Origin of the sequence: Streptococcus sp. 22.1, assembly GCF_016648645.1 — a bacterium.
Classification (GTDB): Bacteria; Bacillota; Bacilli; order Lactobacillales; family Streptococcaceae; genus Streptococcus.
The window spans coordinates 54,467-78,190 of the sequence record NZ_JACLQK010000009.1 but is presented as its reverse complement, the minus strand read 5'-3'; the positions used below and the strand labels follow the sequence as shown (position 1 = coordinate 78,190).

At 39.3% G+C, this 23,724-nt stretch carries 35 protein-coding genes, 1 tRNA gene and 1 other RNA gene; 30 read left to right on the top strand and 7 right to left on the bottom strand.

The genetic code is table 11. From position 1 onward, the window contains the following. Nucleotide 1: 1 nt before the first annotated feature. From H7U04_RS11395 to rpmB, 7 genes are all read right to left on the bottom strand, one after another. Complete coding sequence (locus H7U04_RS11395; RefSeq protein ID WP_002885877.1) at nt 2-133, bottom strand: hypothetical protein; 132 nt, start codon at nt 131-133, stop codon at nt 2-4. Between the two features lie 89 nt (nt 134-222). Next, a complete protein-coding gene (gene nrdD / locus H7U04_RS06300) occupies nt 223-2,427 on the bottom strand; it encodes an anaerobic ribonucleoside-triphosphate reductase (protein WP_201059426.1) in 2,205 nt (734 codons plus the stop codon). Between the two features lie 98 nt (nt 2,428-2,525). Then, nucleotides 2,526-4,172, bottom strand: coding sequence for a hypothetical protein (locus H7U04_RS06295; protein WP_110980787.1), 1,647 nt, complete (start codon nt 4,170-4,172; stop codon nt 2,526-2,528). Nucleotides 4,173-4,382: 210 nt separating this feature from the next. Continuing rightward, on the bottom strand, nt 4,383-4,688 hold the full coding sequence (locus H7U04_RS06290) for a DUF1292 domain-containing protein (RefSeq protein WP_002887079.1): 306 nt from the start codon (nt 4,686-4,688) through the stop codon (nt 4,383-4,385). Nucleotides 4,689-4,795: 107 nt separating this feature from the next. Then, nucleotides 4,796-5,215: a Holliday junction resolvase RuvX gene (gene ruvX, locus H7U04_RS06285; protein ID WP_110980788.1), complete on the bottom strand. Its 420-nt coding sequence runs from the start codon at nt 5,213-5,215 to the stop codon at nt 4,796-4,798. Next, nucleotides 5,215-5,481 (bottom strand): IreB family regulatory phosphoprotein, encoded by a 267-nt coding sequence (locus H7U04_RS06280; protein ID WP_002885737.1) that lies wholly within the window; start codon nt 5,479-5,481, stop codon nt 5,215-5,217. The genes ruvX and H7U04_RS06280 overlap by 1 nt, the downstream gene beginning before the upstream one ends. A 126-nt stretch (nt 5,482-5,607) precedes the next feature. Further along, on the bottom strand, nt 5,608-5,796 hold the full coding sequence (gene rpmB, locus H7U04_RS06275) for a 50S ribosomal protein L28 (RefSeq protein ID WP_002885786.1): 189 nt from the start codon (nt 5,794-5,796) through the stop codon (nt 5,608-5,610). Nucleotides 5,797-5,965: 169 nt separating this feature from the next. Between rpmB and H7U04_RS06270 the strand changes: the two genes are divergently transcribed. The 30 genes from H7U04_RS06270 (at nt 5,966) to rplO (ending at nt 23,723) form a co-directional block, all read left to right on the top strand. After that, on the top strand, nt 5,966-7,234 hold the full coding sequence (locus H7U04_RS06270) for a replication-associated recombination protein A (protein WP_201059424.1): 1,269 nt from the start codon (nt 5,966-5,968) through the stop codon (nt 7,232-7,234). Nucleotides 7,235-7,320: 86 nt separating this feature from the next. Beyond that, nucleotides 7,321-7,516, top strand: a non-coding RNA gene (gene ssrS / locus H7U04_RS06265) — 6S RNA. Beyond that, nucleotides 7,517-7,589, top strand: a tRNA-Lys gene (locus tag H7U04_RS06260). A 186-nt stretch (nt 7,590-7,775) separates the two neighbouring features. Further along, entirely contained in the window at nt 7,776-8,282 is a 507-nt protein-coding gene (locus H7U04_RS06255) for a DNA topology modulation protein (protein WP_110980790.1), read from the top strand. A gap of 263 nt (nt 8,283-8,545) precedes the next feature. Continuing rightward, on the top strand, nt 8,546-9,838 hold the full coding sequence (locus tag H7U04_RS06250; protein ID WP_014632520.1) for an adenylosuccinate synthase: 1,293 nt from the start codon (nt 8,546-8,548) through the stop codon (nt 9,836-9,838). A 275-nt stretch (nt 9,839-10,113) separates the two neighbouring features. Then, a complete protein-coding gene (locus tag H7U04_RS06245; protein WP_021144715.1) occupies nt 10,114-10,548 on the top strand; it encodes a low molecular weight protein-tyrosine-phosphatase in 435 nt (144 codons plus the stop codon). Next, entirely contained in the window at nt 10,545-10,955 is a 411-nt protein-coding gene (locus H7U04_RS06240; RefSeq protein ID WP_014635145.1) for a membrane protein, read from the top strand. The genes H7U04_RS06245 and H7U04_RS06240 overlap by 4 nt, the downstream gene beginning before the upstream one ends. Continuing rightward, nucleotides 10,952-12,775, top strand: coding sequence for an acyltransferase family protein (locus H7U04_RS06235; RefSeq protein ID WP_110980791.1), 1,824 nt, complete (start codon nt 10,952-10,954; stop codon nt 12,773-12,775). Before H7U04_RS06240 ends, H7U04_RS06235 begins: the two co-directional genes overlap by 4 nt. Before the next feature lie 80 nt (nt 12,776-12,855). Beyond that, complete coding sequence (ruvB, locus tag H7U04_RS06230) at nt 12,856-13,857, top strand: Holliday junction branch migration DNA helicase RuvB (RefSeq protein ID WP_002892095.1); 1,002 nt, start codon at nt 12,856-12,858, stop codon at nt 13,855-13,857. Between the two features lie 243 nt (nt 13,858-14,100). Further along, nucleotides 14,101-14,409, top strand: coding sequence for a 30S ribosomal protein S10 (gene rpsJ, locus H7U04_RS06225; RefSeq protein ID WP_002885653.1), 309 nt, complete (start codon nt 14,101-14,103; stop codon nt 14,407-14,409). A gap of 114 nt (nt 14,410-14,523) precedes the next feature. Next, nucleotides 14,524-15,150: a 50S ribosomal protein L3 gene (gene rplC, locus H7U04_RS06220; RefSeq protein ID WP_002885755.1), complete on the top strand. Its 627-nt coding sequence runs from the start codon at nt 14,524-14,526 to the stop codon at nt 15,148-15,150. 24 nt (nt 15,151-15,174) lie between these two features. Continuing rightward, a complete protein-coding gene (gene rplD, locus H7U04_RS06215; RefSeq protein WP_002885795.1) occupies nt 15,175-15,798 on the top strand; it encodes a 50S ribosomal protein L4 in 624 nt (207 codons plus the stop codon). Beyond that, the gene (locus tag H7U04_RS06210; protein ID WP_002887066.1) at nt 15,798-16,094 is read left to right on the top strand and encodes a 50S ribosomal protein L23; all 297 of its coding nucleotides are present in this window, start codon (nt 15,798-15,800) and stop codon (nt 16,092-16,094) included. The genes rplD and H7U04_RS06210 overlap by 1 nt, the downstream gene beginning before the upstream one ends. A gap of 17 nt (nt 16,095-16,111) precedes the next feature. Then, nucleotides 16,112-16,945 carry a 50S ribosomal protein L2 gene (gene rplB, locus H7U04_RS06205; RefSeq protein WP_110980792.1) on the top strand — a complete coding sequence of 278 codons (834 nt, stop codon included), beginning with the start codon at nt 16,112-16,114 and terminating at the stop codon, nt 16,943-16,945. A 93-nt stretch (nt 16,946-17,038) separates the two neighbouring features. After that, nucleotides 17,039-17,317 carry a 30S ribosomal protein S19 gene (rpsS, locus tag H7U04_RS06200; protein ID WP_000533765.1) on the top strand — a complete coding sequence of 93 codons (279 nt, stop codon included), beginning with the start codon at nt 17,039-17,041 and terminating at the stop codon, nt 17,315-17,317. Between the two features lie 15 nt (nt 17,318-17,332). Then, a complete protein-coding gene (rplV, locus tag H7U04_RS06195; protein WP_002887063.1) occupies nt 17,333-17,677 on the top strand; it encodes a 50S ribosomal protein L22 in 345 nt (114 codons plus the stop codon). Between the two features lie 12 nt (nt 17,678-17,689). Then, complete coding sequence (gene rpsC / locus H7U04_RS06190; protein ID WP_002885727.1) at nt 17,690-18,343, top strand: 30S ribosomal protein S3; 654 nt, start codon at nt 17,690-17,692, stop codon at nt 18,341-18,343. A 3-nt stretch (nt 18,344-18,346) separates the two neighbouring features. Then, a complete protein-coding gene (rplP, locus tag H7U04_RS06185) occupies nt 18,347-18,760 on the top strand; it encodes a 50S ribosomal protein L16 (RefSeq protein ID WP_000960950.1) in 414 nt (137 codons plus the stop codon). A 9-nt stretch (nt 18,761-18,769) separates the two neighbouring features. Then, nucleotides 18,770-18,976, top strand: coding sequence for a 50S ribosomal protein L29 (gene rpmC / locus H7U04_RS06180; RefSeq protein ID WP_002885754.1), 207 nt, complete (start codon nt 18,770-18,772; stop codon nt 18,974-18,976). Nucleotides 18,977-19,003: 27 nt separating this feature from the next. Beyond that, nucleotides 19,004-19,264 (top strand): 30S ribosomal protein S17, encoded by a 261-nt coding sequence (rpsQ, locus tag H7U04_RS06175; protein ID WP_002885836.1) that lies wholly within the window; start codon nt 19,004-19,006, stop codon nt 19,262-19,264. Between the two features lie 24 nt (nt 19,265-19,288). After that, nucleotides 19,289-19,657, top strand: a complete 369-nt coding sequence (rplN, locus tag H7U04_RS06170) for a 50S ribosomal protein L14 (protein ID WP_002885711.1) — start codon at nt 19,289-19,291, stop codon at nt 19,655-19,657. A gap of 80 nt (nt 19,658-19,737) precedes the next feature. Then, nucleotides 19,738-20,043, top strand: a complete 306-nt coding sequence (rplX, locus tag H7U04_RS06165; protein ID WP_002885874.1) for a 50S ribosomal protein L24 — start codon at nt 19,738-19,740, stop codon at nt 20,041-20,043. Between the two features lie 26 nt (nt 20,044-20,069). Next, nucleotides 20,070-20,612: a 50S ribosomal protein L5 gene (gene rplE / locus H7U04_RS06160; RefSeq protein ID WP_002887058.1), complete on the top strand. Its 543-nt coding sequence runs from the start codon at nt 20,070-20,072 to the stop codon at nt 20,610-20,612. A 17-nt stretch (nt 20,613-20,629) separates the two neighbouring features. After that, nucleotides 20,630-20,815: a type Z 30S ribosomal protein S14 gene (locus H7U04_RS06155; protein ID WP_001085699.1), complete on the top strand. Its 186-nt coding sequence runs from the start codon at nt 20,630-20,632 to the stop codon at nt 20,813-20,815. Nucleotides 20,816-20,938: 123 nt separating this feature from the next. Next, nucleotides 20,939-21,337: a 30S ribosomal protein S8 gene (rpsH, locus tag H7U04_RS06150; RefSeq protein ID WP_002885642.1), complete on the top strand. Its 399-nt coding sequence runs from the start codon at nt 20,939-20,941 to the stop codon at nt 21,335-21,337. A gap of 125 nt (nt 21,338-21,462) precedes the next feature. Next, nucleotides 21,463-21,999 carry a 50S ribosomal protein L6 gene (rplF, locus tag H7U04_RS06145; protein ID WP_002887056.1) on the top strand — a complete coding sequence of 179 codons (537 nt, stop codon included), beginning with the start codon at nt 21,463-21,465 and terminating at the stop codon, nt 21,997-21,999. 89 nt (nt 22,000-22,088) lie between these two features. Beyond that, nucleotides 22,089-22,445 carry a 50S ribosomal protein L18 gene (rplR, locus tag H7U04_RS06140; RefSeq protein WP_002885810.1) on the top strand — a complete coding sequence of 119 codons (357 nt, stop codon included), beginning with the start codon at nt 22,089-22,091 and terminating at the stop codon, nt 22,443-22,445. Nucleotides 22,446-22,463: 18 nt separating this feature from the next. Then, nucleotides 22,464-22,958 (top strand): 30S ribosomal protein S5, encoded by a 495-nt coding sequence (gene rpsE, locus H7U04_RS06135; RefSeq protein ID WP_002885626.1) that lies wholly within the window; start codon nt 22,464-22,466, stop codon nt 22,956-22,958. A 14-nt stretch (nt 22,959-22,972) separates the two neighbouring features. Continuing rightward, a complete protein-coding gene (gene rpmD, locus H7U04_RS06130) occupies nt 22,973-23,155 on the top strand; it encodes a 50S ribosomal protein L30 (protein ID WP_002885773.1) in 183 nt (60 codons plus the stop codon). A 127-nt stretch (nt 23,156-23,282) separates the two neighbouring features. Beyond that, nucleotides 23,283-23,723 (top strand): 50S ribosomal protein L15, encoded by a 441-nt coding sequence (gene rplO / locus H7U04_RS06125; protein ID WP_110980794.1) that lies wholly within the window; start codon nt 23,283-23,285, stop codon nt 23,721-23,723. The last annotated feature ends 1 nt before the right edge of the window (nt 23,724 follow it).

The following is a 23,724-nucleotide window of genomic DNA, read 5'->3' as shown; positions in this document are numbered from 1 at the left end:
ATTATTTCTTCTTTCCAGCTTTTTTCAAAAGGGCTTGGACACGTGCTTTTTTATCGTTTTTTACAGTTGCATTTTTTTCGTGGTAACGTTCCACTTGTTGCATACCTTTATAATCTAACTGATATTTTCCCATTATATTCCTTTCTAAAAATGAAATAAGCAAAGCAGTTGGAAGGTATCATCCAGCTGCTTCTAGTTTATTATAATGTATTCTAGGTCTTATTAAAGGTGTTTACCTTCATATTTTATGGTTGAACCGTTCATGTGTTTGACTCGAGCAGAGATTTCTTTGTGGCGTCCTTTAACCATTGGGCGTGCCTGTGGATTTCCTAGATAGCCGCAAGTACGTTTGACAACATCAACTGTTTTAGGATCTGTGTTGCCACAGTTAGGACACATGAATCCACGTTCTGTTGGGGTGAAGTCCCCTTCAAAGTCACACTTGTAGCATTTATCAATTGGAGTATTCGTTCCGAGGTAACCGACACGGTCATAAGCAAAGTCCCAGACAGCTTCGAGTGCCTTTGGATTTTGCTGGAGAACTGGATATTCGCAGTAATGGATGAATCCACCAGTTGCGCCAGCTTCGGGGTAAGCTTTTTCGAATTCTAATTTTTCAAATGGTGTTGGATTTTTACGAACATCGTAGTGGAAAGAGTTGGTGTAATACTCTTTATCTGTGATATCAGTCACGACACCGAACTTTTCAGTATCCAAACGACAGAAACGATCCGTCAAACTCTCTGATGGTGTTGAATAAACAGAGAAATGATAATCATATTCGTCAGACCAACTTTCACAAGCATTTTTCATAGATTTAACGATATCTAACGTGAATGCTTTGGCTTCTGGATTAGTCTCCCAGTCACTACCATAAAAAACGGATGCTACTTCATAAAGCCCAATATAACCAAGTGATACAGTTGCACGACGATGTTTGAAGAGTTGATCTACATTATCGAATTTACCTAGACGTTGGCCAAAGGCCCTATACTGATAAAGTATAGGCGCATTAGCAGGTGTAGCTTCTTTGACACGTTCAACTCGATAGACGAGTGCATCTTTGGCAATTCCCATTCTTTCTTCAAAAATTTCCCAAAATTTATCTTGGTCTCCCTTAGATTCTAGGGCAATTCGAGGAAGATTAAGGGTTACAACCCCCAGATTCATTCGTCCAGAATTAACTTCAATACCATTTTCATCCTTCCACCCCTGTAGGAAGGAACGACATCCCATAGGAGCCTTGAAGGAACCCGTCAATTCAATGACTTTGTCATATGATAGGACATCCGGGTACATACGCTTTGTTGCACATTCAAGAGCTAGTTGCTTAATATCGTAGTTAGGTGAGCTAGGCTCTAAGTTAAGTCCACGTTTTAAGGTAAAAATCAGTTTAGGGAAAATAGCTGTACGGTGTTCGGAGCCAAGTCCTAAAATACGAACTTGTAGGATAGCCTTTTGGATTTCACGCTCAAACCAGCTTGTTCCTAAACCGAAACCTAGAGAGGTAAAGGGAGTCTGTCCATTTGAAGTGAAAAGCGTATTAATCTCATATTCAAGAGATTGCATAGCATCGTAGATATCTTTACGCGTTTTGGCGCGTGCATAATCTTCACGTTTTTCTTCAGCTACCCACTCTTTAGCATCAGCTAAGTGTTTTTTGTAGTTAAGTTTTGCGTAAGGAGCTAAAAACTCATCGATACGGTCAGCAGTACAGCCACCATATTGACTAGAGGCAACATTTGCGATGATTTGTGAAATTTGTGCTGTTGCAGTTTGAATGGATTTAGGACTTTCAACTTCAGCGTTACCAATTTTAAAACCATTTGCCAACATGCCTTTGAAGTCAATCAAACAACAGTTGGTCATAGGTGTGTAGGGGCTGTAGTCTAAATCGTGGAAATGGATATCTCCTTTTTGATGAGCATTTGCCACGTGTGGAGGAAGCATCTTAAGTCCTACAGACTTTCCGACAATTCCTGCGGTTAGATCACGTTGTGTATTGTAAAGGTCGCTATCTTTATTAGCATTTTCATGGACAACAGCTTGATCTTTATTAACAAGTTTACTGATGGTGAAATTGATGTCAGTAGCCTGAGAACGCTCAAAATCACGTTTGGTACGATAGTTAATATATTCTTGAGCGATAGCATATTCGTTAGCTTCGAGTAACTCATGCTCTACAATGCTTTGGATTTCATATATTTTGATATTTTGAGTGAAGCGGTCATTAATTTCAGCAACAATACGGTTGGCAATTCCCTCCAATTTTGCTTCAATTAAGGGTGTGATAGGTGTAATAGCTTCACTCGCTTTGAGAATAGCTTCATATATTTTACTTGAATCAAAGACAACCATACGACCATCACGTTTGATGACTTTGATATCAGGGTTGATTGTAACCTTTTCTTTTTCTAATGTAATCATCTAAAAATCACCTCGTTACTAATTATAGCACTAGGCAAAAAAAAATCAATATATTGTGGTATATTTTTATCTCAACCACTATATATTGATTTTTTGACCTATTTTAGGACGTAAACAGTGTATCGTTCAACGCCTTTTACAGGGGCTTTTTTATAGTTTTTTGAAAGTGTAGATTTAACATCAGAAGGTAGTTGTGTATCCTGTTGGACAACGATATATTGTGCTGAATCTTGGATAATAGTATCTGAGAGAGCTTTCTGATGACTAGATTTAGCTGTGTTAAGTTCTGGAAGAACAAATTGTGAGGCTGCTTTACGACCGCTTTCCAAATAAATCTTTGCTGAGGAATCGTAAACGTAAATCGTTTCATCTTTCTTGGTATTTTTAGAGAGGTAATTTGCAACAGTACTACGTTCAGTATTATTTCCTAAATTAAATAGGAACATAATGATTGGCATCGCAAAAGCGAATGCAAAGACTGCAATAGGTAAGAAGTAATTACGACTAAGGAAGATACCAAAAACTTTAAGTGTGTGAATCTGGTTACCATTACGACGTCGGTGAGAAGTTCGCTCTGCTCTCTTTTTAATAGCATCATCTAAAGAAAGTGCTGTTAAGACTAGACCATAAGGTACGATATTGAGCATACTGTAAAGTCCAAAGCTTTGAGAGAATAAGCTGTAAACCACTGTAAAGATAAAACTAAGGAGCAGTACCCACTTGATGCTCTTATCTTTAGCCTCGCCAAGAAGGTGGTTGCTTGTAGTAAGTGCACCAATAAGTAACCCAGAGCCTAAAACAGCAAAGCTTTGATAGGCTAGTGTAAGTAGAAAGTCATTTTTTTCTACAGCGAGTTGTGTAAAGTTGTAAACCAAAACTTGGTTAATATAGTCCGATGTAATTTGTAAATTAAGGATAAAGTAAAGACATAGATACAATACTAGAATATTACCAAAAACAATACAAAGAACTTGATAAAAACCACGAGCAAAGTGTTTGTTGACAAGGTTGTAAACGAAGATTGTCACAAGTGACAATATCCAGAAAATAAGAGTTCGAGCTTCAAAGAGGGCCCCGGCAGTTCCAGCAAAGCCGTAAAGAATAAAGGCTTCGTCACGACTATGACCCGCAAAGTAACGAGTTAAGAAGAAGATTGCACCTAGGACAAAAGGCATAGCAAATTGGATAGGGTAAAGCCCACCAAAACCAAGTGTTCCATTAGTGACATAGAAAATAATACTAATTAGAGTGGCAATTTCCTTCTTACTTGTCATGTGCATGACAGTCTTGTAAAGGTAACTACCAGAAAGATAGTAGGCGAGGAATTGTATAGGAATTAGCCAAAGCGTTGATCCTAAACGGAAAGCAAGAGAAACCAGGAGGTAATAAAAGAATCCACCTGTCGCAAAAAAGTCAGAGTAAGGTAAGCTACCATTGGCAAACATTTTTGCAATATAAAGGTTTTGAGACTGTATATTATTGGCAAAGTCTGTAAAGCAGGGAACTGCTATACTAAAAATACTTAAGATCAAACTGAAAATCAGGATATGACCTTTATGCTTCCATGGAAGTGAGATCTTAGTTTTTTTCTCTATTTGAGAAGAATCTGATTCTTCGGTATGTCCTTGAATTGTCACTTCAATCTTTTCGGATTGACTATCTTGTGTATGAGATCGATGGTGGCTTCGATGATAACCTTGGTAGCCACTTGAATCTACAATATTGTCTTCGTTGTATGGACTCACAATTAAACTCCTTTGTTGACATTTGGAAAGTTATAAATAGAAGGGTCTTGCCTCCTAATTGTCTTATTTAAAGTATATCAGATAATACCATTTAGTCAATTTTCCTCTAATTTCTTACATTTAATAAAAAATATCTAAAAAAGAGACTGAGATACAATATCCCAATCTCTTTTTAGCAAGCCATTTCTTTGCCTATGGCATTGAATATTTTTAGTTTTCGTCGATAAAGCTATTGAAAACTTCTTCGATCATATCCCATTCAGCATCTGAATCTTCAGGGATTGGTTGAAGGTCGCCTTCAGTACCGTCTTCATTTTCAGTGAATGAGTATGCTTGTATTTCGATTTCTCCATTAGCATCTTCTTCAGCACCAGCTGGTACTAAAAGAACATAGTTTTTACCAAATTCTTCGCGTCCATCAATAGTCAACAAGATTTCAAAAAGTGTTTCATTTCCTTGTTCGTCTACTAAAGTGATGACTTCATGATCATGGTTGTGGTCGTGATTGTGTGACATATTGTTCTCCTTTTTGAAGAGAGCGCTGAATAGTGAGGAAAATCTAGTATATTTGCTTGTCAGTTTACTAGATTGTCACTTGACTATTAGGTCTCTATTACACTTTCTTAAAACATTCGATCGAGGTAGTTTTGTAGAATAAGTTGGGCAGCTAATTTATCAATAACTTTTTTACGTTTTCCACGGCTGACATCTGCTTGTTCAACTAACATACGCTCGGCTTGAACAGTTGTCAAGCGCTCGTCTTGGTAATCTACAGGAATTCCAAAGATTTCCTTGATTTTGTCACCATAGGCTTTGCTTGCCTCAACACGTGGTCCTTCAGTGTTATTCATGTTTTTAGGAAGACCAACAACAAATTTTTCTACCTTATATTCTTTAACGAGCTCGCATAGTCGGTCGAAACCAAACTCTTCAGCCTCCTCGTCAATTTTGATAATTTCAACGCCTTGGGCCGTAAAACCGAGGGGGTCACTAATCGCAACTCCTACTGTTTTTGAGCCAACATCAAGTCCCATTACTCGCATTAGAGGTCAATTCCATTTCCTTTAAGATAATAGCGAACGAGTTCTTCAACGATTTCATCACGTTCGTATTTACGAATCTGGTTACGGGCGTCATTATAACGCGGAACATAAGCAGGGTCACCGCTCAGAACATAACCGACGATTTGGTTGATAGGATTATAACCTTTCTCAGCCAACGAACGGTAGACATTTGTCAAAGTATTACTGATTTCATCTTTGCTACCGTCGTCTAGGTTGAAACGAACAGTTTCATCTGTAAATCCCATACTGACACCTTCTTTCTATAAGAATTATCTGTTAGTTCTTTATTATAACATAAGTATACCCAAAAGGGAAAGATGATAAATAAAAAAAGAGACGACTGAAGTCATCTCTCTTAATATCCAATAAGATTAAACGCGTTCAACTTTACCAGATTTAAGCGCACGAGCTGAAGCCCAAACTTTTTTAGGTTTACCATCAACAAGGATAGTAACTTTTTGAAGGTTAGGTTTAACGGCACGTTTAGTTTTGTTCATAGCGTGTGAACGGTTGTTTCCAGAAACAGTTTTACGTCCTGTAAAGTAACATACTTTAGCCATTTCGTGTTTTCCTCCTAGGTAGAATTTATTACGGATGTGCTAGCACCACATACCAAAACATTCTATCATAAGAATTTAGGTTTGACAAGAACTATTTATGATTTCTTTTTGTAACAAAATAGTATATGCTTATTATAATAAGAAAAAAACAGTTTAAAAAGGAGAGAAGATGCCAGATAATCTTGCTCTACGCATGCGTCCACGTACAATTTCAGAGGTGATTGGTCAGAAGCATCTGGTTGGTGAAGGTAAAATTATTCGCCGTATGGTAGAGGCTAATATGCTATCGTCAATGATTCTCTACGGGCCACCAGGAATCGGGAAGACCTCAATAGCTAGTGCTATTGCAGGAACAACAAAATTTGCTTTTAGAACCTTTAATGCTACAGTTGATAGCAAGAAACGCCTGCAGGAAATTGCGGAAGAGGCTAAATTTTCAGGTGGCTTAGTTCTGCTCCTAGATGAGATTCATCGTTTAGATAAAGCTAAACAAGACTTTTTATTACCACTCTTAGAGAATGGTAATATTATCATGATTGGGGCTACAACGGAGAATCCGTTTTTTTCTGTAACACCAGCCATCCGTAGTCGTGTACAAATATTTGAGTTGGAACCACTCTCTAACGAGGATATTAAGGAAGCTATCCTAGGTGTTTTAGAGGACAAGGAGCGTGGTTTTGACTTTGATGTCCAGTTAGATGATGATGCTCTAGATTTTATTGCTACGGCTACTAATGGTGATTTACGTTCGGCTTATAATTCGTTGGATCTAGCTGTCATGTCGACGCCAGCTTCAGAAGATGGGTTTCGCCATATTACTTTAGATACAGTGGAAAATAGTTTACAACGTAGCTATATCACCATGGATAAAGACGGTGATGGACACTATGATGTGCTCTCTGCTTTGCAAAAATCTATTCGAGGCTCTGATGTTAATGCCAGTCTTCATTATGCAGCGCGTTTGGTTGAAGCAGGAGATCTCCCTAGTCTAGCGCGGCGCTTGACTGTGATTGCATACGAGGATATTGGTTTAGCTAATCCTGATGCGCAAGTTCACACGGTTACAGCTTTGGAAGCTGCACAGAAAGTAGGTTTTCCAGAGGCGCGTATTTTGATAGCCAATGTAGTTGTTGACTTAGCTTTATCTCCTAAGTCGAATTCGGCTTATATGGCTATGGATGCTGCCTTGGCAGACCTTAGAAAATCAGGAAATTTACCGATTCCTCGTCATTTGAGAGATGGGCACTATGCTGGAAGTAAGGAACTGGGCAATGCACAAGATTACAAGTATCCCCATGCTTATCCTGAAAAGTGGGTCAAGCAACAATACCTTCCGGATAAATTAAGAGGTGTGAATTATTTCCACCCCAATGAAACCGGGAAATATGAAAGAGCTCTTGGAGCTAATAAAGAACGGATTGATAAGTTATCTAGGTAATACGAGAGGAATCAACGAAAACGATTGCAAAAAAATTGATTTTTCCTCTTGCAATAATTTTCAAAAGTGGTATTATAAAAACATAGAAATTGCTGTGGTATACGAATCCACATATAAGTGTTGACCGACTAATTTTTGTATTATCGGGAGACAGAGGTCTATTAACAGTGTGCAGGCTGGCTCACCCAGAAGCAACTGAAGTTAGTAGCGAGTCGCCCACCTGCTTTTTTACGTCGCGGGTTCAATACAAACCGTGGATCATCGGTACCAATACAGCATCCAGCCTCCTTAGCTCAGTTGGTAGAGCAGTGGACTCTTAATCCATGGGTCACAGGTTCGAGCCCTGTAGGGGGCATCTTAATATCGGAAAGAGACTTGCTTATAAGTCTCTTTTTATTTTTCTAAGAAAGAACTCACTTTAAACAGAAATTTACGTGTTTATTTGTCTAAACGAGAGTTGTTCCCAATGATAATTTCTTCTAAATATATGCTTTGTGTTATGATAATAGTCAAGAAACAGAATTGAAAAAGGAGACATGAGTTGAAAATTGCAATCATTGGCTATAGTGGTTCTGGAAAGTCGACTTTGGCAAATTTTTTAGGTCAACACTACAATTGTGAGGTTCTTCATTTAGATAAAATTCATTTCACATCAAATTGGCAAGAGCGAACAGTTGATGAAATGACTGACGATATATCAACATTTATGCTACAAAGTGATTGGATTATTGAAGGGAATTACTCGGCCTGTCTTTATGAGGAACGTATGAGGGAAGCTGACTGTATTGTCTATTTCAACTTTAACAGAGTTAATTGTCTCTATCGGGCGTTTAGGCGTTATTTAACATATAGGGGAAAGACACGTCCTAGCATGGCAGAAGGTTGTAATGAAAAATTTGATTTTGCATTTGTGAAATGGATTTTATTAGACGGACGTTCTAAAAAATATGTAGAGCGATATAATGCAGTTGTTAAAAATTATTCTGACAAGACAATTATTTTAAAGAATCAAAGGCAGTTAAATGATTATATGAAGCAGGTTAAATAGCTACTAGAACTATTTAGTGGTAAAATAGCTGATAGTTATACATAAGAAGCAAGGTTAAAAAGATATAGTAAATAACTAGTTGCAATCTTAGCTATAACTGTCAGAATATTTTGTAAGAAGCGCTTTCAACGTTGAACAAATAGACTTTTTTCTGCTATAATAAACTGTAACGCAAAACTTGTGGGTGAAATTCCCACCGTGAAGTTTTTCAAGAAAGGTGGGGACAGCCTCGTAAAGGTGGAGCTGTCCGTTATCAAAATAATATGACATCAGTAGTTGTTGTGGGTACCCAGTGGGGTGATGAAGGTAAAGGGAAAATTACAGATTTCCTAAGTCAAGATGCCGAAGTGATCGCACGTTATCAAGGTGGAGACAATGCAGGTCACACGATTGTTATAGATGGTAAGAAATTTAAATTGCACTTGATTCCATCAGGTATTTTCTTCCCAGAGAAAATCTCTGTTATCGGGAACGGTGTAGTGGTCAATCCTAAATCACTTGTCAAAGAGTTGGAATATCTTCATGCAGAAGGTGTGTCAACAGAGAGCCTTCGTATTTCTGACCGCGCACACGTTATTTTGCCGTACCATATTAAACTTGATCAACTGCAAGAAGCCGCCAAAGGTGACAATAAGATTGGTACAACTAACAAAGGTATTGGTCCTGCCTATATGGATAAGGCTGCGCGTGTAGGTATCCGTATTGCAGACCTTTTGGACAAAGAAATCTTTGCTGATCGTTTGAAAACGAACTTAGCTGAGAAAAACCGTCTTTTCAGTAAGATGTATGAAGCTGAAGAATTATCATTCGATGAGATTTTTGAAGAATACTACGCTTACGGACAACAAATTAAGCAATATGTCACAGATACATCCGTTATCTTGAATGACGCTCTTGATGCAGGTAAACGTGTCCTCTTTGAAGGAGCTCAAGGGGTTATGCTTGATATTGACCAAGGTACTTACCCATTTGTAACGTCATCAAACCCAGTTGCGGGTGGTGTTACAATCGGTTCTGGTGTTGGTCCATCTAAAATTAATAAGGTAGTTGGTGTATGTAAGGCCTATACGAGTCGTGTTGGTGATGGTCCTTTCCCAACTGAGTTATTTGATGAAGTTGGTGAACGCATCCGTGAAGTTGGTCATGAATATGGAACAACAACAGGACGTCCACGTCGTGTAGGATGGTTTGACTCAGTGGTGATGCGCCATAGTCGTCGTGTATCAGGTATCACAAACCTCAGCTTGAACTGTATCGATGTTCTCTCAGGTCTTGACACTGTAAAAATTTGTGTAGCTTATGACCTTGATGGTGAGCGTATTGATCACTACCCAGCTAGTCTTGAGCAACTGAAACGTTGTAAACCAATCTATGAAGAATTGCCAGGTTGGGAAGAAGACATCACAGGTTGCCGTAGTTTAGATGAGCTTCCTGAAAATGCTCGTAATTATGTTCGTCGTGTTGGTGAATTGGTAGGTGTACGTATCTCTACTTTCTCTGTAGGACCAGGACGTGAACAAACAAACATCCTTGAAAGTGTTTGGTCAAATATCTAAAGCCAACAAAAGGAGAATCTAGGAAACTAGGTTCTCTTTTCTCACGCCTTAAACATATAGATTAATATGAATATTGCAACTGTTAAAAAAGGTTACTAATTTTTCGATATGATTAGGAAAGAAACCTTTCTATTTGATTAGTTTTTCGGTATAATATGGATTGATTAAATGAAAATTAATGAGAACCTACTTTCATGATTTAAAAGTGTGTTCATAATTTTGACGAAGAAAATAAGTGAGCATATCTCTTAATAGTTTTGGGCAAGAGGTGAATAATGAATAAGATTGTATTTGTTTGTCTGGGGAATATTTGTCGTAGCCCAATGGCAGAATTTGTGATGAAAGAGCTGGACCAAGAAAAGTCTTTGCATATCGAAAGTCGCGCGACATCTTCATGGGAGCATGGAAATTCAGTTCATCAAGGAACCCAAAAGATTTTAAGGAAATATGCTATTTCTTTTGACTCTTCCAAGGGCTCACAACAGATTAGTCAGGCTGATTTTGAGTTCTTTGATCTAGTTGTGGGAATGGATGAGTCAAATGTTGAGGATCTTTTACAGATATCTGCAAGGCGTTATGACGATAAAATCAAGCTTTTCCGACCTGGTGGAGTGCCGGACCCATGGTATACAGGTGACTTTGAAGAAACATATAAATTGGTAACTGCAGGTTGTCGAGACTGGTTACAGTGGATTAAGGATAGACAATGAATTTTAAACAACTAAAGGATTTTGATTTTAAAAATATTGATATCGACCGAAATCAATTTGAGCGTATTACAGTAGGGGTTATTATTTTATGCGCCCTGTCCTTGTTTTTGGTGACTATAAAAACGCAACATTCTATCAAGATTGATGGGACTAAGATTGCCTATAAAGGTCAGATGCAGAACCATCGTTTGAATGGTCAAGGAACTTTGACCTATGATAATGGTGATACCTATACGGGAGAATTTAAGAATGGTTCCTTTAATGGTCAAGGAACCTTCAAATCTCATGAGGGTTGGATTTATCAAGGAGAGTTCAAGTCTGGTCAAGCCGATGGTCAAGGAAAATTGACTACTGAAAATAAGGTTACCTACAAAGGAAAATTTAAACAGGGGATTTTTAAAGGATGAGAATTAACTGGTTTTCTTATATTCGTGTGACAGGACTTCTTTTGGTTCTGATCTATCATTTCTTCCCAAGTATTCTTCCTGGGGGCTTCATCGGTGTTGATGTCTTCTTTACCTTCTCAGGGTATTTGATTACAGCACTTTTGATTGATGAGGTATCTAGGACGCATCGCATTGATTACCTTGGTTTTATGCGACGACGCTTTTACCGGATAGTACCACCACTTGTGTTGATGGTTCTTATCTGTACCCCTTTGGCGCTCTTGGTTCGAAATGATTTTATTGCAGGTATTGGACGTCAAATCACCTCTGTTATCGGTTTTGTAACTAACTATTATGAGATTTTGACCGGGGGAAATTATGAGAACCAATTTAACCAGCATATTTACCTCCATACATGGAGTCTGGCTATTGAGGTTCACTATTATATTCTTTGGGGTGCCTTGCTTTGGTTCCTAGCTAAGCGTGTCAAACACCAAAATCAATTTAGAAGCCTAGTCTTTATGGTATCTCTTGCCTGCTTTATGGTGAGCTTCCTATCAATGTTTATTAGCGCTTTCTTTGTTGATAGTTTTTCTCGCTTATATTTCTCATCAATTACGCATGCCTATCCATTCTTCCTAGGTTCTCTCTTTGCGACACTTTCAGGTGTGTATGAAACGACCGCTAGGTTCAAGAAAAATATACGCCTTTGGACTCTGAAAAAGACAGTCCTTTATATGGTAGGAAGTTTTGCCTTGCTCGTATTGTTGGGCTTAGTTCTCCATTTCGAGGAACGCATTACCTATCTATTTGGTTTTGTTTTAGCTAGTTTGTTCACGGCTGTTATTATTTACTCTGCCCGTGTCCTCCATGAGAAATTGCCTGGAAAATCAGAGCCTGCTCTTATTAGTTATTTGGCAGAGATTAGCTATAGTGTCTATCTTTTTCACTGGCCGCTATATATTATCTTTAGTCAATTGACCAATAATATTATTGCAGTCATTCTGACAACGATTCTGTCAATTGTTTTCGCAACACTTTCCTACTATATAATAGAGCCATTTATTGCAGGAAGAAAGGCCAGTCTCTTTGGAATAGATTTAGACTTGACGCCGTACCGACATATTGTGCTTTATGTTTTTAGTGGTCTTACTTTAATTACAGTGCTTATTTCTCTCTTTGCGCCAGCTGTAGGGAACTTCGAGAAAGATTTAGAAGCTAATGGTTTGTCGCAAGCTCAGACTAAGATGAAATTAACGCGTACCAATGCGGAAAACAGTCAGGCTACTTCATTTGGTGTGAATAAGGGAGTGACAGTTTTAGGGGACTCCGTAGCTCTTAGATCAAAAGATCAGCTGGAATCAAGTATTGATAATGTCGCTATAGATGCAGTTGTCAGTCGTAACCTATCAACAATCAATGATTTGCTTAAAGATTACGCGGATAGTAATGCTCTTGCTAAGGATGTTGTCATTGCTGGTGGTGTTAATGAGATTGACGACTATAAAGGCGTTATTAATAAAATCATCAAGAATTTACCTAAGGGTCACCATATTATCTTTGTGACACCATATAATGGTAGTAAATCTGGTAATGAGGCCCAATCTTTGATTCAGTTACGTAAGTATGAGTTAGAGATGGCTAAGAAATACGACTTTGTGACGGTTGCTGACTGGTATCAAGTGGCTAAAGAAAATATTTCTATCTGGAATGGTACAGATGGGGTTCACTTTGGATCTGATAGCGACTCTATTAACCGTGGTGCTAAACTCTATACTAAGACAATTAAAGAAGCTATAGAGAAAGCTGATAAGGCACCAGTTAAGGGTGGTAAGAAATAATCAAAAGAGAAGGCAAGTCTTGTCTTCTTTTTTATGGACAAATTTTGACTGCATTTTTTGTTTTGTGCTAAAATAAGCCTATGGCAAGAATATTAGATAATGATTTACTAGGAGATGAAGAGTATGTTGAGCGTACCCTTCGTCCTCAGTACTTTAAGGAATATATTGGTCAAGATAAGGTTAAGGACCAATTAAAGATTTTTATAGAGGCAGCTAAACTTCGTGATGAAGCATTGGATCATACTCTTTTGTTTGGTCCTCCAGGTTTAGGGAAAACGACCATGGCTTTTGTGATAGCTAATGAGATGGGCGTCAATTTAAAGCAGACGTCTGGGCCAGCAATTGAGAAGGCTGGAGATCTGGTTGCCATACTAAATGACTTGGAGCCAGGTGATATCTTATTTATTGATGAGATTCATCGAATGCCTATGGCAGTGGAAGAAGTACTTTATAGTGCTATGGAAGATTACTACATCGATATCATGATTGGTGCAGGTGAAACAAGTCGTAGTGTTCACCTAGAGTTACCACCGTTCACTTTAGTGGGTGCAACCACACGAGCAGGTATGTTGTCAAATCCATTGAGGGCTCGTTTTGGGATTAATGGTCATATGGAATATTATGAGTTACCAGATTTGAAGGAAATTATAGAACGTACTTCAGAAATCTTTGATATGACTATAACACCTGAGGCTGCCCTAGAGTTAGCACGTCGTAGTCGTGGAACGCCACGTATTGCTAACCGCCTACTTAAGCGTGTGAGAGACTATGCACAAATTATGGGTGATGGAATCATTGATGATAAGATTGCAGACAAGGCGTTGACTATGTTGGATGTGGATCATGAAGGACTAGATTATGTCGACCAAAAAATTCTCCGAACCATGATTGAGATGTATGGTGGTGGACCGGTTGGTCTAGGGACCTTGTCAGTTAATATTGCTGAAGAGCGAGAAACGGTAGAAGATATGTATGAACCCTATCTAATTCAAAAAGGATTTATTATGCGAACACGAACAGGACGTGTTGCAACGGTTAAAGCCTATGAACACATGGGGTACGACTACACTAAAGAAAGTTGATAAAAAATCCATCGAAGGTGGATTTTTTTGTTTAGTCAAAAAGAAAATAAAGAAAAAAGAAAAAAACTTAAAAAATCCCTTGCAATGAGTGGGTTCTTTTGTTATTATATTATGGTGCTGTAAATACAGCGCTTAGCTATGATACAAGAGGTTGCGACACGCCTGGTTGCACTGCCACGCAATCCGTGTTGGTTTTCTTGAGGAGCTAGCCTATTATCTTAAATAGACGAAAGAGGAGAAAAAATGGCAAACAAAAAAATTCGTATCCGTTTGAAAGCTTACGAACACCGTACGCTTGATACAGCGGCTGAAAAAATCGTAGAAACTGCAACTCGCACAGGTGCGACAGTTGCTGGGCCAGTTCCACTTCCAACTGAACGTAGTCTCTACACAATTATTCGTGCGACTCACAAATATAAAGATTCTCGCGAACAATTTGAAATGCGTACACACAAACGTCTTATCGACATCATCAACCCAACTCAAAAAACAGTTGACGCTTTGATGAAACTTGATCTTCCAAGTGGTGTGAACGTAGAAATCAAACTTTAATTTAAAGTTTGATTCAATGAGCATAAAAAACGCTCGTTAAAAACTTTTTTGAGCATAAAAAACGCTCATAAAAAACTTTTTGAAAAAACAATAAAGTAAAGGAAATATTTTCTCATGACAAAAGGAATCTTAGGGAAAAAAGTGGGAATGACTCAAATCTTCACTGAAGCAGGTGAATTTATCCCTGTTACTGTCATCGAAGCTACTCCAAACGTTGTGCTTCAAGTTAAAACTGTTGAAACAGACGGTTACGAAGCAGTTCAAGTTGGTTTTGACGACAAACGCGAAGTATTGAGCAACAAACCTGCCAAAGGCCACGTAGCGAAAGCTAACACAGCTCCTAAGCGCTTCATTCGTGAATTCAAAAACATTGAAGGCTTGGAAGTTGGATCAGAAATCACTGTTGACACATTCGAAGCTGGAGATGTTGTTGACGTAACTGGTACTTCAAAAGGTAAAGGTTTCCAAGGTGTTATCAAACGCCACGGTCAATCACGCGGACCTATGGCTCACGGTTCTCGTTATCACCGTCGTCCAGGTTCAATGGGACCTGTTGCGCCTAACCGTGTTTTCAAAAACAAACACTTGGCAGGACGTATGGGTGGCAACCGTGTGACAATTCAAAATCTTGAAGTTGTACAAGTTATCCCAGAGAAAAACGTTATCCTTATCAAAGGTAACGTACCAGGTGCTAAGAAATCTCTTATCACTATCAAATCAGCAGTTAAAGCTGCTAAATAATAAGAAAGGAGAAATCAGTTAAAAATGGCAAACGTAAAACTATTTGACCAAACTGGTAAAGAAGTTAGCACAGTTGAACTTAACGACGCTATCTTCGGTATCGAACCAAACGAATCAGTAGTATTTGATGTCGTAATCAGCCAACGTGCTAGCCTTCGCCAAGGTACTCACGCGGTTAAAAACCGTTCAGCAGTATCAGGTGGTGGACGTAAACCATGGCGTCAAAAAGGAACTGGACGTGCTCGTCAAGGTTCTATCCGCTCACCACAATGGCGTGGTGGTGGTGTTGTCTTCGGACCAACTCCACGTTCTTACGGATACAAACTTCCACAAAAAGTTCGTCGCCTTGCATTGAAATCTGTTTACTCAGCTAAAGTTGCAGAAGATAAATTTGTAGCAGTTGAAGCTCTTTCATTTGCAGCTCCAAAAACTGCTGAATTCGCAAACGTTCTTTCAGCTCTTAGCATCGATTCTAAAGTACTTGTTATCGTTGAAGAAGGAAACAAATTCGCTGAACTTTCAGCACGTAACCTTGCAAACGTAACTGTTGCAACTCCTGCAACTGCAAGCGTACTTGACATCGTAAACGCAGATAAACTTCTTGTTACTAAAGAAGCTATCTCATCAATCGAGGAGGTTCTTGCATAATGAATTTGTATGACGTAATCAAAAAACCTGTTATCACTGAGAAATCTATGATTGCTCTTGAAGCAGGAAAATACACTTTCGAAGTTGATACACGTGCACACAAACTCTTGATCAAACAAGCAGTTGAAGCTGCATTTGAAGGTGTTAAAGTTGCTAGCGTGAACACTGTAACTGTTAAACCAAAACAAAAACGTGTTGGACGTTACACTGGTTTCACTTCAAAAACTAAAAAAGCTATCATCACTCTTACAGCTGATTCTAAAGCAATCGAGTTGTTTGCAGCTGAAGCTGAATAATCAAAGGAGAAATTAACGTGGGTATTAAAGTTTATAAACCAACGACAAATGGCCGTCGTAACATGACTTCTTTGGATTTCGCAGAAATCACTACAAGCACTCCTGAAAAATCATTGCTTGTTTCTCTTAAGAACAAAGCTGGTCGTAACAACAACGGTCGTATCACTGTACGTCACCAAGGTGGCGGACACAAACGTCACTACCGTTTGATTGACTTCAAACGTAACAAAGATGGCGTTGAAGCAGTTGTTAAAACAATTGAGTATGATCCAAACCGTACTGCAAACATCGCTCTTGTACACTACACTGACGGGGTTAAAGCTTACATCATCGCACCTAAAGGTCTTGAAGTAGGTCAACGTATCGTTTCAGGTCCAGATGCGGATATCAAGATTGGTAACGCTCTTCCACTTGCAAACATCCCAGTTGGTACAGTTATCCACAACATTGAGCTTCAACCAGGTAAAGGTGCTGAACTTATCCGTGCCGCTGGTGCTTCTGCTCAAGTTTTGGGTCAAGAAGGTAAATACGTACTTGTTCGTCTTCAATCAGGCGAAGTTCGTATGGTTCTTGGTACTTGTCGTGCAACTATCGGTACTATAGGTAACGAACAACAATCACTTATCAACCTTGGTAAAGCCGGCCGTAATCGCTGGAAGGGTATTCGCCCAACAGTTCGTGGTTCTGTAATGAACCCTAACGATCACCCACACGGTGGTGGTGAAGGTAAAGCACCAGTTGGACGTAAAGCGCCATCTACTCCATGGGGTAAACCTGCGCTTGGTCTTAAAACTCGTAACAAGAAAGCTAAATCTGACAAACTTATCGTTCGTCGTCGTAACGAAAAATAATTTAGTCGCTTAGCACATAACATCCGCCAACTCGGTAGCATTTCTTAGTGCAAGCCGCTGTGGTACATTCAATTTAAAGGAGAAAACTACAAAATGGGACGTAGTCTTAAAAAAGGACCTTTCGTCGATGAGCATTTGATGAAAAAAGTTGAAGCTCAAGCCAATGACGAAAAGAAAAAAGTAATTAAAACTTGGTCACGTCGTTCAACGATTTTCCCAAGTTTCATCGGATACACTATCGCAGTTTATGATGGACGTAAACACGTTCCTGTTTACATCCAAGAAGACATGGTAGGTCACAAACTTGGTGAATTTGCACCAACTCGTACTTACAAAGGTCACGCAGCTGACGATAAGAAAACACGTCGTTAATAGGAGGAGGACACAATGGCAGAAATTACTTCAGCTAAAGCAATGGCTCGTACAGTGCGTGTTTCACCTCGTAAAACACGTCTTGTTCTTGATCTTATCCGTGGTAAGAACGTTGCTGATGCAATCGCAATCTTGAAATTCACTCCAAACAAAGCAGCTCGCATTGTTGAGAAAACTCTTAACTCTGCTATCGCTAACGCAGAAAACAACTTTGGTTTGGAAAAAGCTAACTTGGTAGTATCTGAAACATTCGCAAACGAAGGACCAACAATGAAACGTTTCCGTCCACGTGCGAAAGGTTCAGCTTCACCAATCAACAAACGCACAACTCACGTAACAGTAGTTGTGTCAGAAAAATAAGGAGGTAAACTCGTGGGTCAAAAAGTACATCCAATTGGTATGCGTGTCGGGATCATCCGTGACTGGGATGCGAAATGGTATGCTGAAAAAGAATACGCAGATTACCTTCACGAAGATTTGGCAATCCGCAAATTCATTCAAAAAGAACTTGCAGACGCTTCAGTTTCAACTATTGAAATCGAACGTGCTGTAAACAAAGTTATTGTTTCACTTCACACTGCAAAACCAGGTATGGTAATCGGTAAAGGTGGATCAAACGTTGACGCTCTTCGCGCTCAACTTAATAAATTGACTGGAAAACAAGTACACATCAACATCGTTGAAATCAAGAAACCTGATTTGGACGCTCACCTTGTTGGTGAAACAATTGCTCGCCAACTTGAGCAACGTGTTGCTTTCCGTCGTGCACAAAAACAAGCTATCCAACGTGCAATGCGTGCTGGAGCTAAAGGAATCAAAACTCAAGTATCAGGTCGTTTGAACGGTGCAGATATCGCCCGTGCAGAAGGATACTCTGAAGGTACAGTTCCACTTCACACACTTCGCGCTGATATCGATTACGCTTGGGAAGAAGCTGACACAACTTACGGTAAACTTGGTGTTAAAGTTTGGATCTACCGTGGAGAAGTTCTTCCAGCTCGTAAAAACACTAAAGGAGGCAAATAACAAATGTTAGTACCTAAACGTGTTAAACACCGTCGTGAATTCCGTGGAAAAATGCGCGGTGAGGCTAAAGGTGGTAAAGAAGTATCATTCGGTGAATACGGTCTTCAAGCTACAACTAGCCACTGGATTACAAACCGTCAAATCGAGGCTGCTCGTATTGCCATGACTCGTTACATGAAACGTGGTGGTAAGGTTTGGATTAAGATCTTCCCACACAAATCATACACTGCTAAAGCTATCGGTGTACGTATGGGTTCTGGTAAAGGGGCACCTGAAGGTTGGGTAGCACCAGTTAAACGTGGTAAAGTAATGTTCGAAATCGCAGGTGTTTCTGAAGAAGTTGCACGTGAAGCGCTTCGTCTTGCTAGCCACAAATTGCCAGTTAAATGTAAATTCGTGAAACGTGAAGCAGAATAAGGAGAAGACATGAAACTTGAAGAAATCAAAAAGTTTGTTGCTGAGCTTCGTGGCTTGTCTCAAGAAGAGCTTGCTAAAAAAGAAAACGAACTTAAGAAAGAACTTTTCGACCTTCGTTTCCAAGCTGCAGCAGGTCAACTTGATCAAACTGCCCGTTTGAACGAAGTGAAAAAACAAATTGCACGTGTTAAAACTGTGCAATCTGAAATCAAATAATAGATTGGGAAAGGAGCAATTCTAATAATGGAACGTAATCAACGTAAAACCCTTGTTGGACGCGTAGTATCTGACAAGATGGATAAAACAATCACAGTTGTAGTTGAAACTAAACGTAACCACCCAGTCTATGGTAAACGTATCAACTATTCTAAAAAATACAAAGCACATGATGAAAACAACGTTGCTAAAGAAGGCGATATCGTTCGTATCATGGAAACTCGCCCACTTTCAGCTACAAAACGCTTCCGTCTTGTAGAAGTTGTGGAAGAAGCTGTTATTATCTAATAAAACTAAAAGGAGACAATTGAAATGATTCAACAAGAAAGTCGCTTAAAAGTTGCTGATAATAGCGGTGCTCGTGAAATCTTGACTATCAAAGTTCTTGGTGGTTCAGGACGTAAATTCGCTAACATCGGCGACGTTATCGTTGCAACTGTTAAACAAGCTACACCAGGTGGAGCTGTTAAAAAAGGTGATGTTGTTAAAGCTGTTATCGTTCGTACAAAAACTGGTGCTCGCCGTCCAGACGGTTCATACATCAAGTTTGATGACAACGCTGCAGTAATCATCCGCGATGACAAAACTCCTCGTGGAACTCGTATCTTTGGCCCTGTTGCACGTGAATTGCGTGAAGGTGGATACATGCGTATCGTATCTTTGGCGCCAGAAGTACTTTAATCTGAATTAACACAAACTTAGTCCCCTGAAATGTTCAGGGTGCCCATTAGGGCGTAAGAAATAATAGGAGAAATACTCAAATGTTTGTAAAAAAAGGCGATAAAGTTCGCGTTATTGCTGGTAAAGACAAAGGAACTGAAGCAGTAGTTCTTAAAGCTCTTCCAAAAGTAAATAAAGTTGTTGTTGAAGGTGTTGCAATCATCAAAAAACACCAAAAACCATCAGCTGAAAACCCTCAAGGTGCTATCGTGGAAAAAGAAGCACCAATCCACGCTTCAAACGTTCAAGTTCTTGACAAGAACGGTGTAGCTGGACGTGTAGGTTACAAAGTTGTTGACGGCAAAAAAGTTCGTTACAACAAAAAATCAGGCGAAGTGCTTGACTAATCACGAAGGAAAGGAGAAAGTATTAAATGGCTAACCGTCTTAAAGAAAAATACACTAACGAAGTAATTCCAGCTTTGACTGAAAAATTCAATTATTCTTCAGTTATGGCTGTGCCAAAAGTTGATAAAATCGTTATCAACATGGGTGTTGGTGAAGCTGTAAACAACGCTAAAACTCTTGAAAAAGCTGCTGCTGAGTTGGCACTTATTTCAGGTCAAAAACCATTGATTACTAAAGCTAAGAAATCAATCGCTGGCTTCCGTCTTCGTGAAGGTGTAGCGATCGGTGCTAAAGTTACCCTTCGTGGTGAACGCATGTACGAATTCTTGGATAAATTGGTATCAGTATCACTTCCACGTGTTCGTGACTTCCATGGTGTTCCAACTAAATCATTTGATGGACGTGGTAACTACACACTTGGTGTTAAAGAACAACTTATCTTCCCAGAAATCAACTTCGACGATGTTGATAAAGTACGTGGTATGGATATCGTTATCGTAACTACTGCTAACACTGACGAAGAAGGTCGTGAATTGCTTAAAGGCCTTGGAATGCCTTTTGCAAAATAATCTAGGAGGTAAATAAATTGGCTAAAAAATCAATGATTGCTAAGAACAAACGCCCTGCGAAGTTCTCTACGCAAGCTTACACTCGTTGCGAACGTTGTGGACGTCCACACTCAGTTTATCGCAAATTTAAACTTTGCCGTGTTTGCTTCCGTGAATTGGCTTACAAAGGTCAAATTCCAGGTGTTACCAAAGCTTCTTGGTAAAAAACATGGTACATTTAAGTTAGTTTCACCTAATTTGAATGTATTTAACACAATCTGAGCCTAGCTCAATCATTAACTAGCAAGTGAATTATTCAAACTACTAGTAAGAGGAGAAAATATAAAATGGTTATGACTGACCCAATTGCAGATTTCTTGACACGTATTCGTAACGCTAACCAAGCTAAACACGAAGTACTTGAAGTACCTGCATCAAACATTAAAAAAGGTATCGCTGAAATCCTTAAACGTGAAGGTTTCGTAAAAAATGTTGAAGTTATCGAAGATGACAAACAAGGTATCATCCGCGTATTCTTGAAATACGGACAAAACGGTGAACGTGTTATCACTAACTTGAAACGTATTTCTAAACCAGGTCTTCGTGTTTACTCTAAACGTGAAGATGTTCCTAAAGTTCTTAACGGACTTGGAATCGCGATCATCTCTACTTCAGAAGGTCTTTTGACTGATAAAGAAGCTCGTCAAAAGAACGTTGGTGGAGAAGTTATCGCTTACGTTTGGTAAGAAGTTGATACTAAGCACTTATCTCAATGATTTGTGCGAGTTTCGTTGATTATATTCTATGAAACTCATCCCCGTGAAAACTAGTCACTTTGTGGCTTGATAATCTAACAGGAGAATTAAATACTATGTCACGTATTGGTAATAAAGTTATTACTTTGCCTGCTGGTGTTGAAGTAACAAACAACGATAACGTTGTTACTGTTAAAGGACCTAAAGGCGAACTCACTCGTGAGTTTAACAAAAACATTGAAATCAAAGTTGAAGGCAATGAAGTTACACTTCACCGTCCAAACGACTCAAAAGAAAACAAAACAATCCACGGTACTTCACGTGCAAACTTGAACAACATGGTTGTTGGTGTTTCTGAAGGTTTCAAAAAAGAACTTGAAATGCGCGGTGTCGGATATCGTGCGCAACTCCAAGGAACAAAACTTGTTCTTTCAGTTGGTAAATCTCACCAAGACGAAGTTGAAGCTCCAGAAGGTATTACTTTTGAAGTACCATCTGCAACTTCAATCGTTGTAAGTGGTATTAACAAAGAAGTTGTTGGTCAGACAGCAGCTTACATCCGTAGCCTTCGTTCACCAGAACCTTACAAAGGTAAAGGTATCCGTTACGTTGGTGAATACGTACGTCGTAAAGAAGGTAAAACTGGTAAATAATAGGATTCTATCCTTATGGCAATTCTTTGTGGATTGTCACTTTACCAAAAGCTCTCATGAGCTAGCATTATAATTAAGAGGTGAAAATTGTGATTTCGAAACCAGATAAAAACAAACTCCGCCAAAAACGCCACCGTCGCGTTCGCGGAAAACTCTCTGGAACTGCTGATCGCCCACGTTTGAACATTTTCCGTTCTAATACAGGCATCTACGCTCAAGTTATTGATGACGTAGCGGGTGTAACGCTCGCAAGTGCATCAACTCTTGATAAAGAAGTTTCTAAAGGAACTAAAACAGAACAAGCCGTTGTTGTCGGTAAACTTGTTGCTGAACGCGCAGTAGCTAAAGGTATTTCTGAAGTGGTGTTTGACCGCGGTGGATATCTCTATCACGGACGTGTTAAAGCTTTGGCTGACTCAGCTCGTGAAAACGGATTGAAATTCTAATAGGGAGGACACTTAATAATGGCATTTAAAGATAATGCAGTAGAACTTGAAGAACGCGTAGTTGCTATCAACCGTGTTACTAAAGTTGTAAAAGGTGGACGCAACATGCGTTTTGCTGCTCTTGTTGTTGTTGGTGACCGTAATGGTCGCGTAGGATTTGGTACTGGTAAATCTCAAGAGGTTCCAGAAGCTATCCGTAAAGCAGTTGAAGCAGCTAAGAAAAACCTTATCGAAGTTCCTATGGTTGGTACAACTATTCCTCACGAAGTTCGTTCAGAATTTGGTGGAGCGAAAGTATTGTTGAAACCAGCTGTTGAAGGGGCTGGGGTTGCCGCTGGTGGTGCAGTTCGTGCCGTCATCGAATTGGCTGGTGTTGCTGATGTAACATCTAAATCACTCGGTTCAAACACTCCAATCAACATCGTTCGTGCGACTGTTGAAGGATTGAAACAACTTAAACGTGCTGAAGAAGTTGCGGCTCTTCGTGGCATCTCAGTATCTGACTTGGCATAAGAAAGGAGATAACAATGGCTCAAATTAAAATTACTTTGACTAAGTCTCCAATCGGACGCAAACCAGAACAACGTAAAACAGTTGTTGCTCTTGGACTTGGTAAATTGAATAGCTCAGTTGTTAAAGAAGACAACGCTGCTATCCGTGGTATGGTCAACGCAGTATCTCACTTGGTAACTGTAGAAGACGTTAAATAAAAATTGATTTAAGTCGTGAGGGTTACCTTGCGACTTAAACTGAATTTCATGTATAGGCGAGTTTCTAATCAAGCTACCTTACTTGGTTAGAGGCGCTAGCATTTTACAAAAAGAGGAGAAAATAATAATGAAACTTCATGAATTGAAACCTGCTGAAGGTTCTCGTAAAGTCCGCAACCGTGTAGGTCGTGGTACTTCATCTGGTAACGGTAAAACTTCAGGCCGTGGTCAAAAAGGTCAAAAAGCTCGTAGCGGTGGTGGCGTACGTCCAGGATTTGAAGGTGGACAAACTCCATTGTTCCGTCGTCTTCCAAAACGCGGATTCACTAACATCAACGCTAAAGAATACGCACTTGTAAACCTTGATCAATTGAACGTCTTTGAAGATGGTACAGTAGTAACTCCAGCAGTTCTTAAAGAAGCTGGAATCGTTCGTGCTGAAAAATCAGGCGTTAAAGTTCTTGGTAACGGCGAATTGACTAAGAAATTGACTGTTAAAGCAGCTAAATTCTCAAAATCTGCTGAAGCAGCTATCACTGCTAAAGGTGGTTCAATCGAAGTCATCTAAT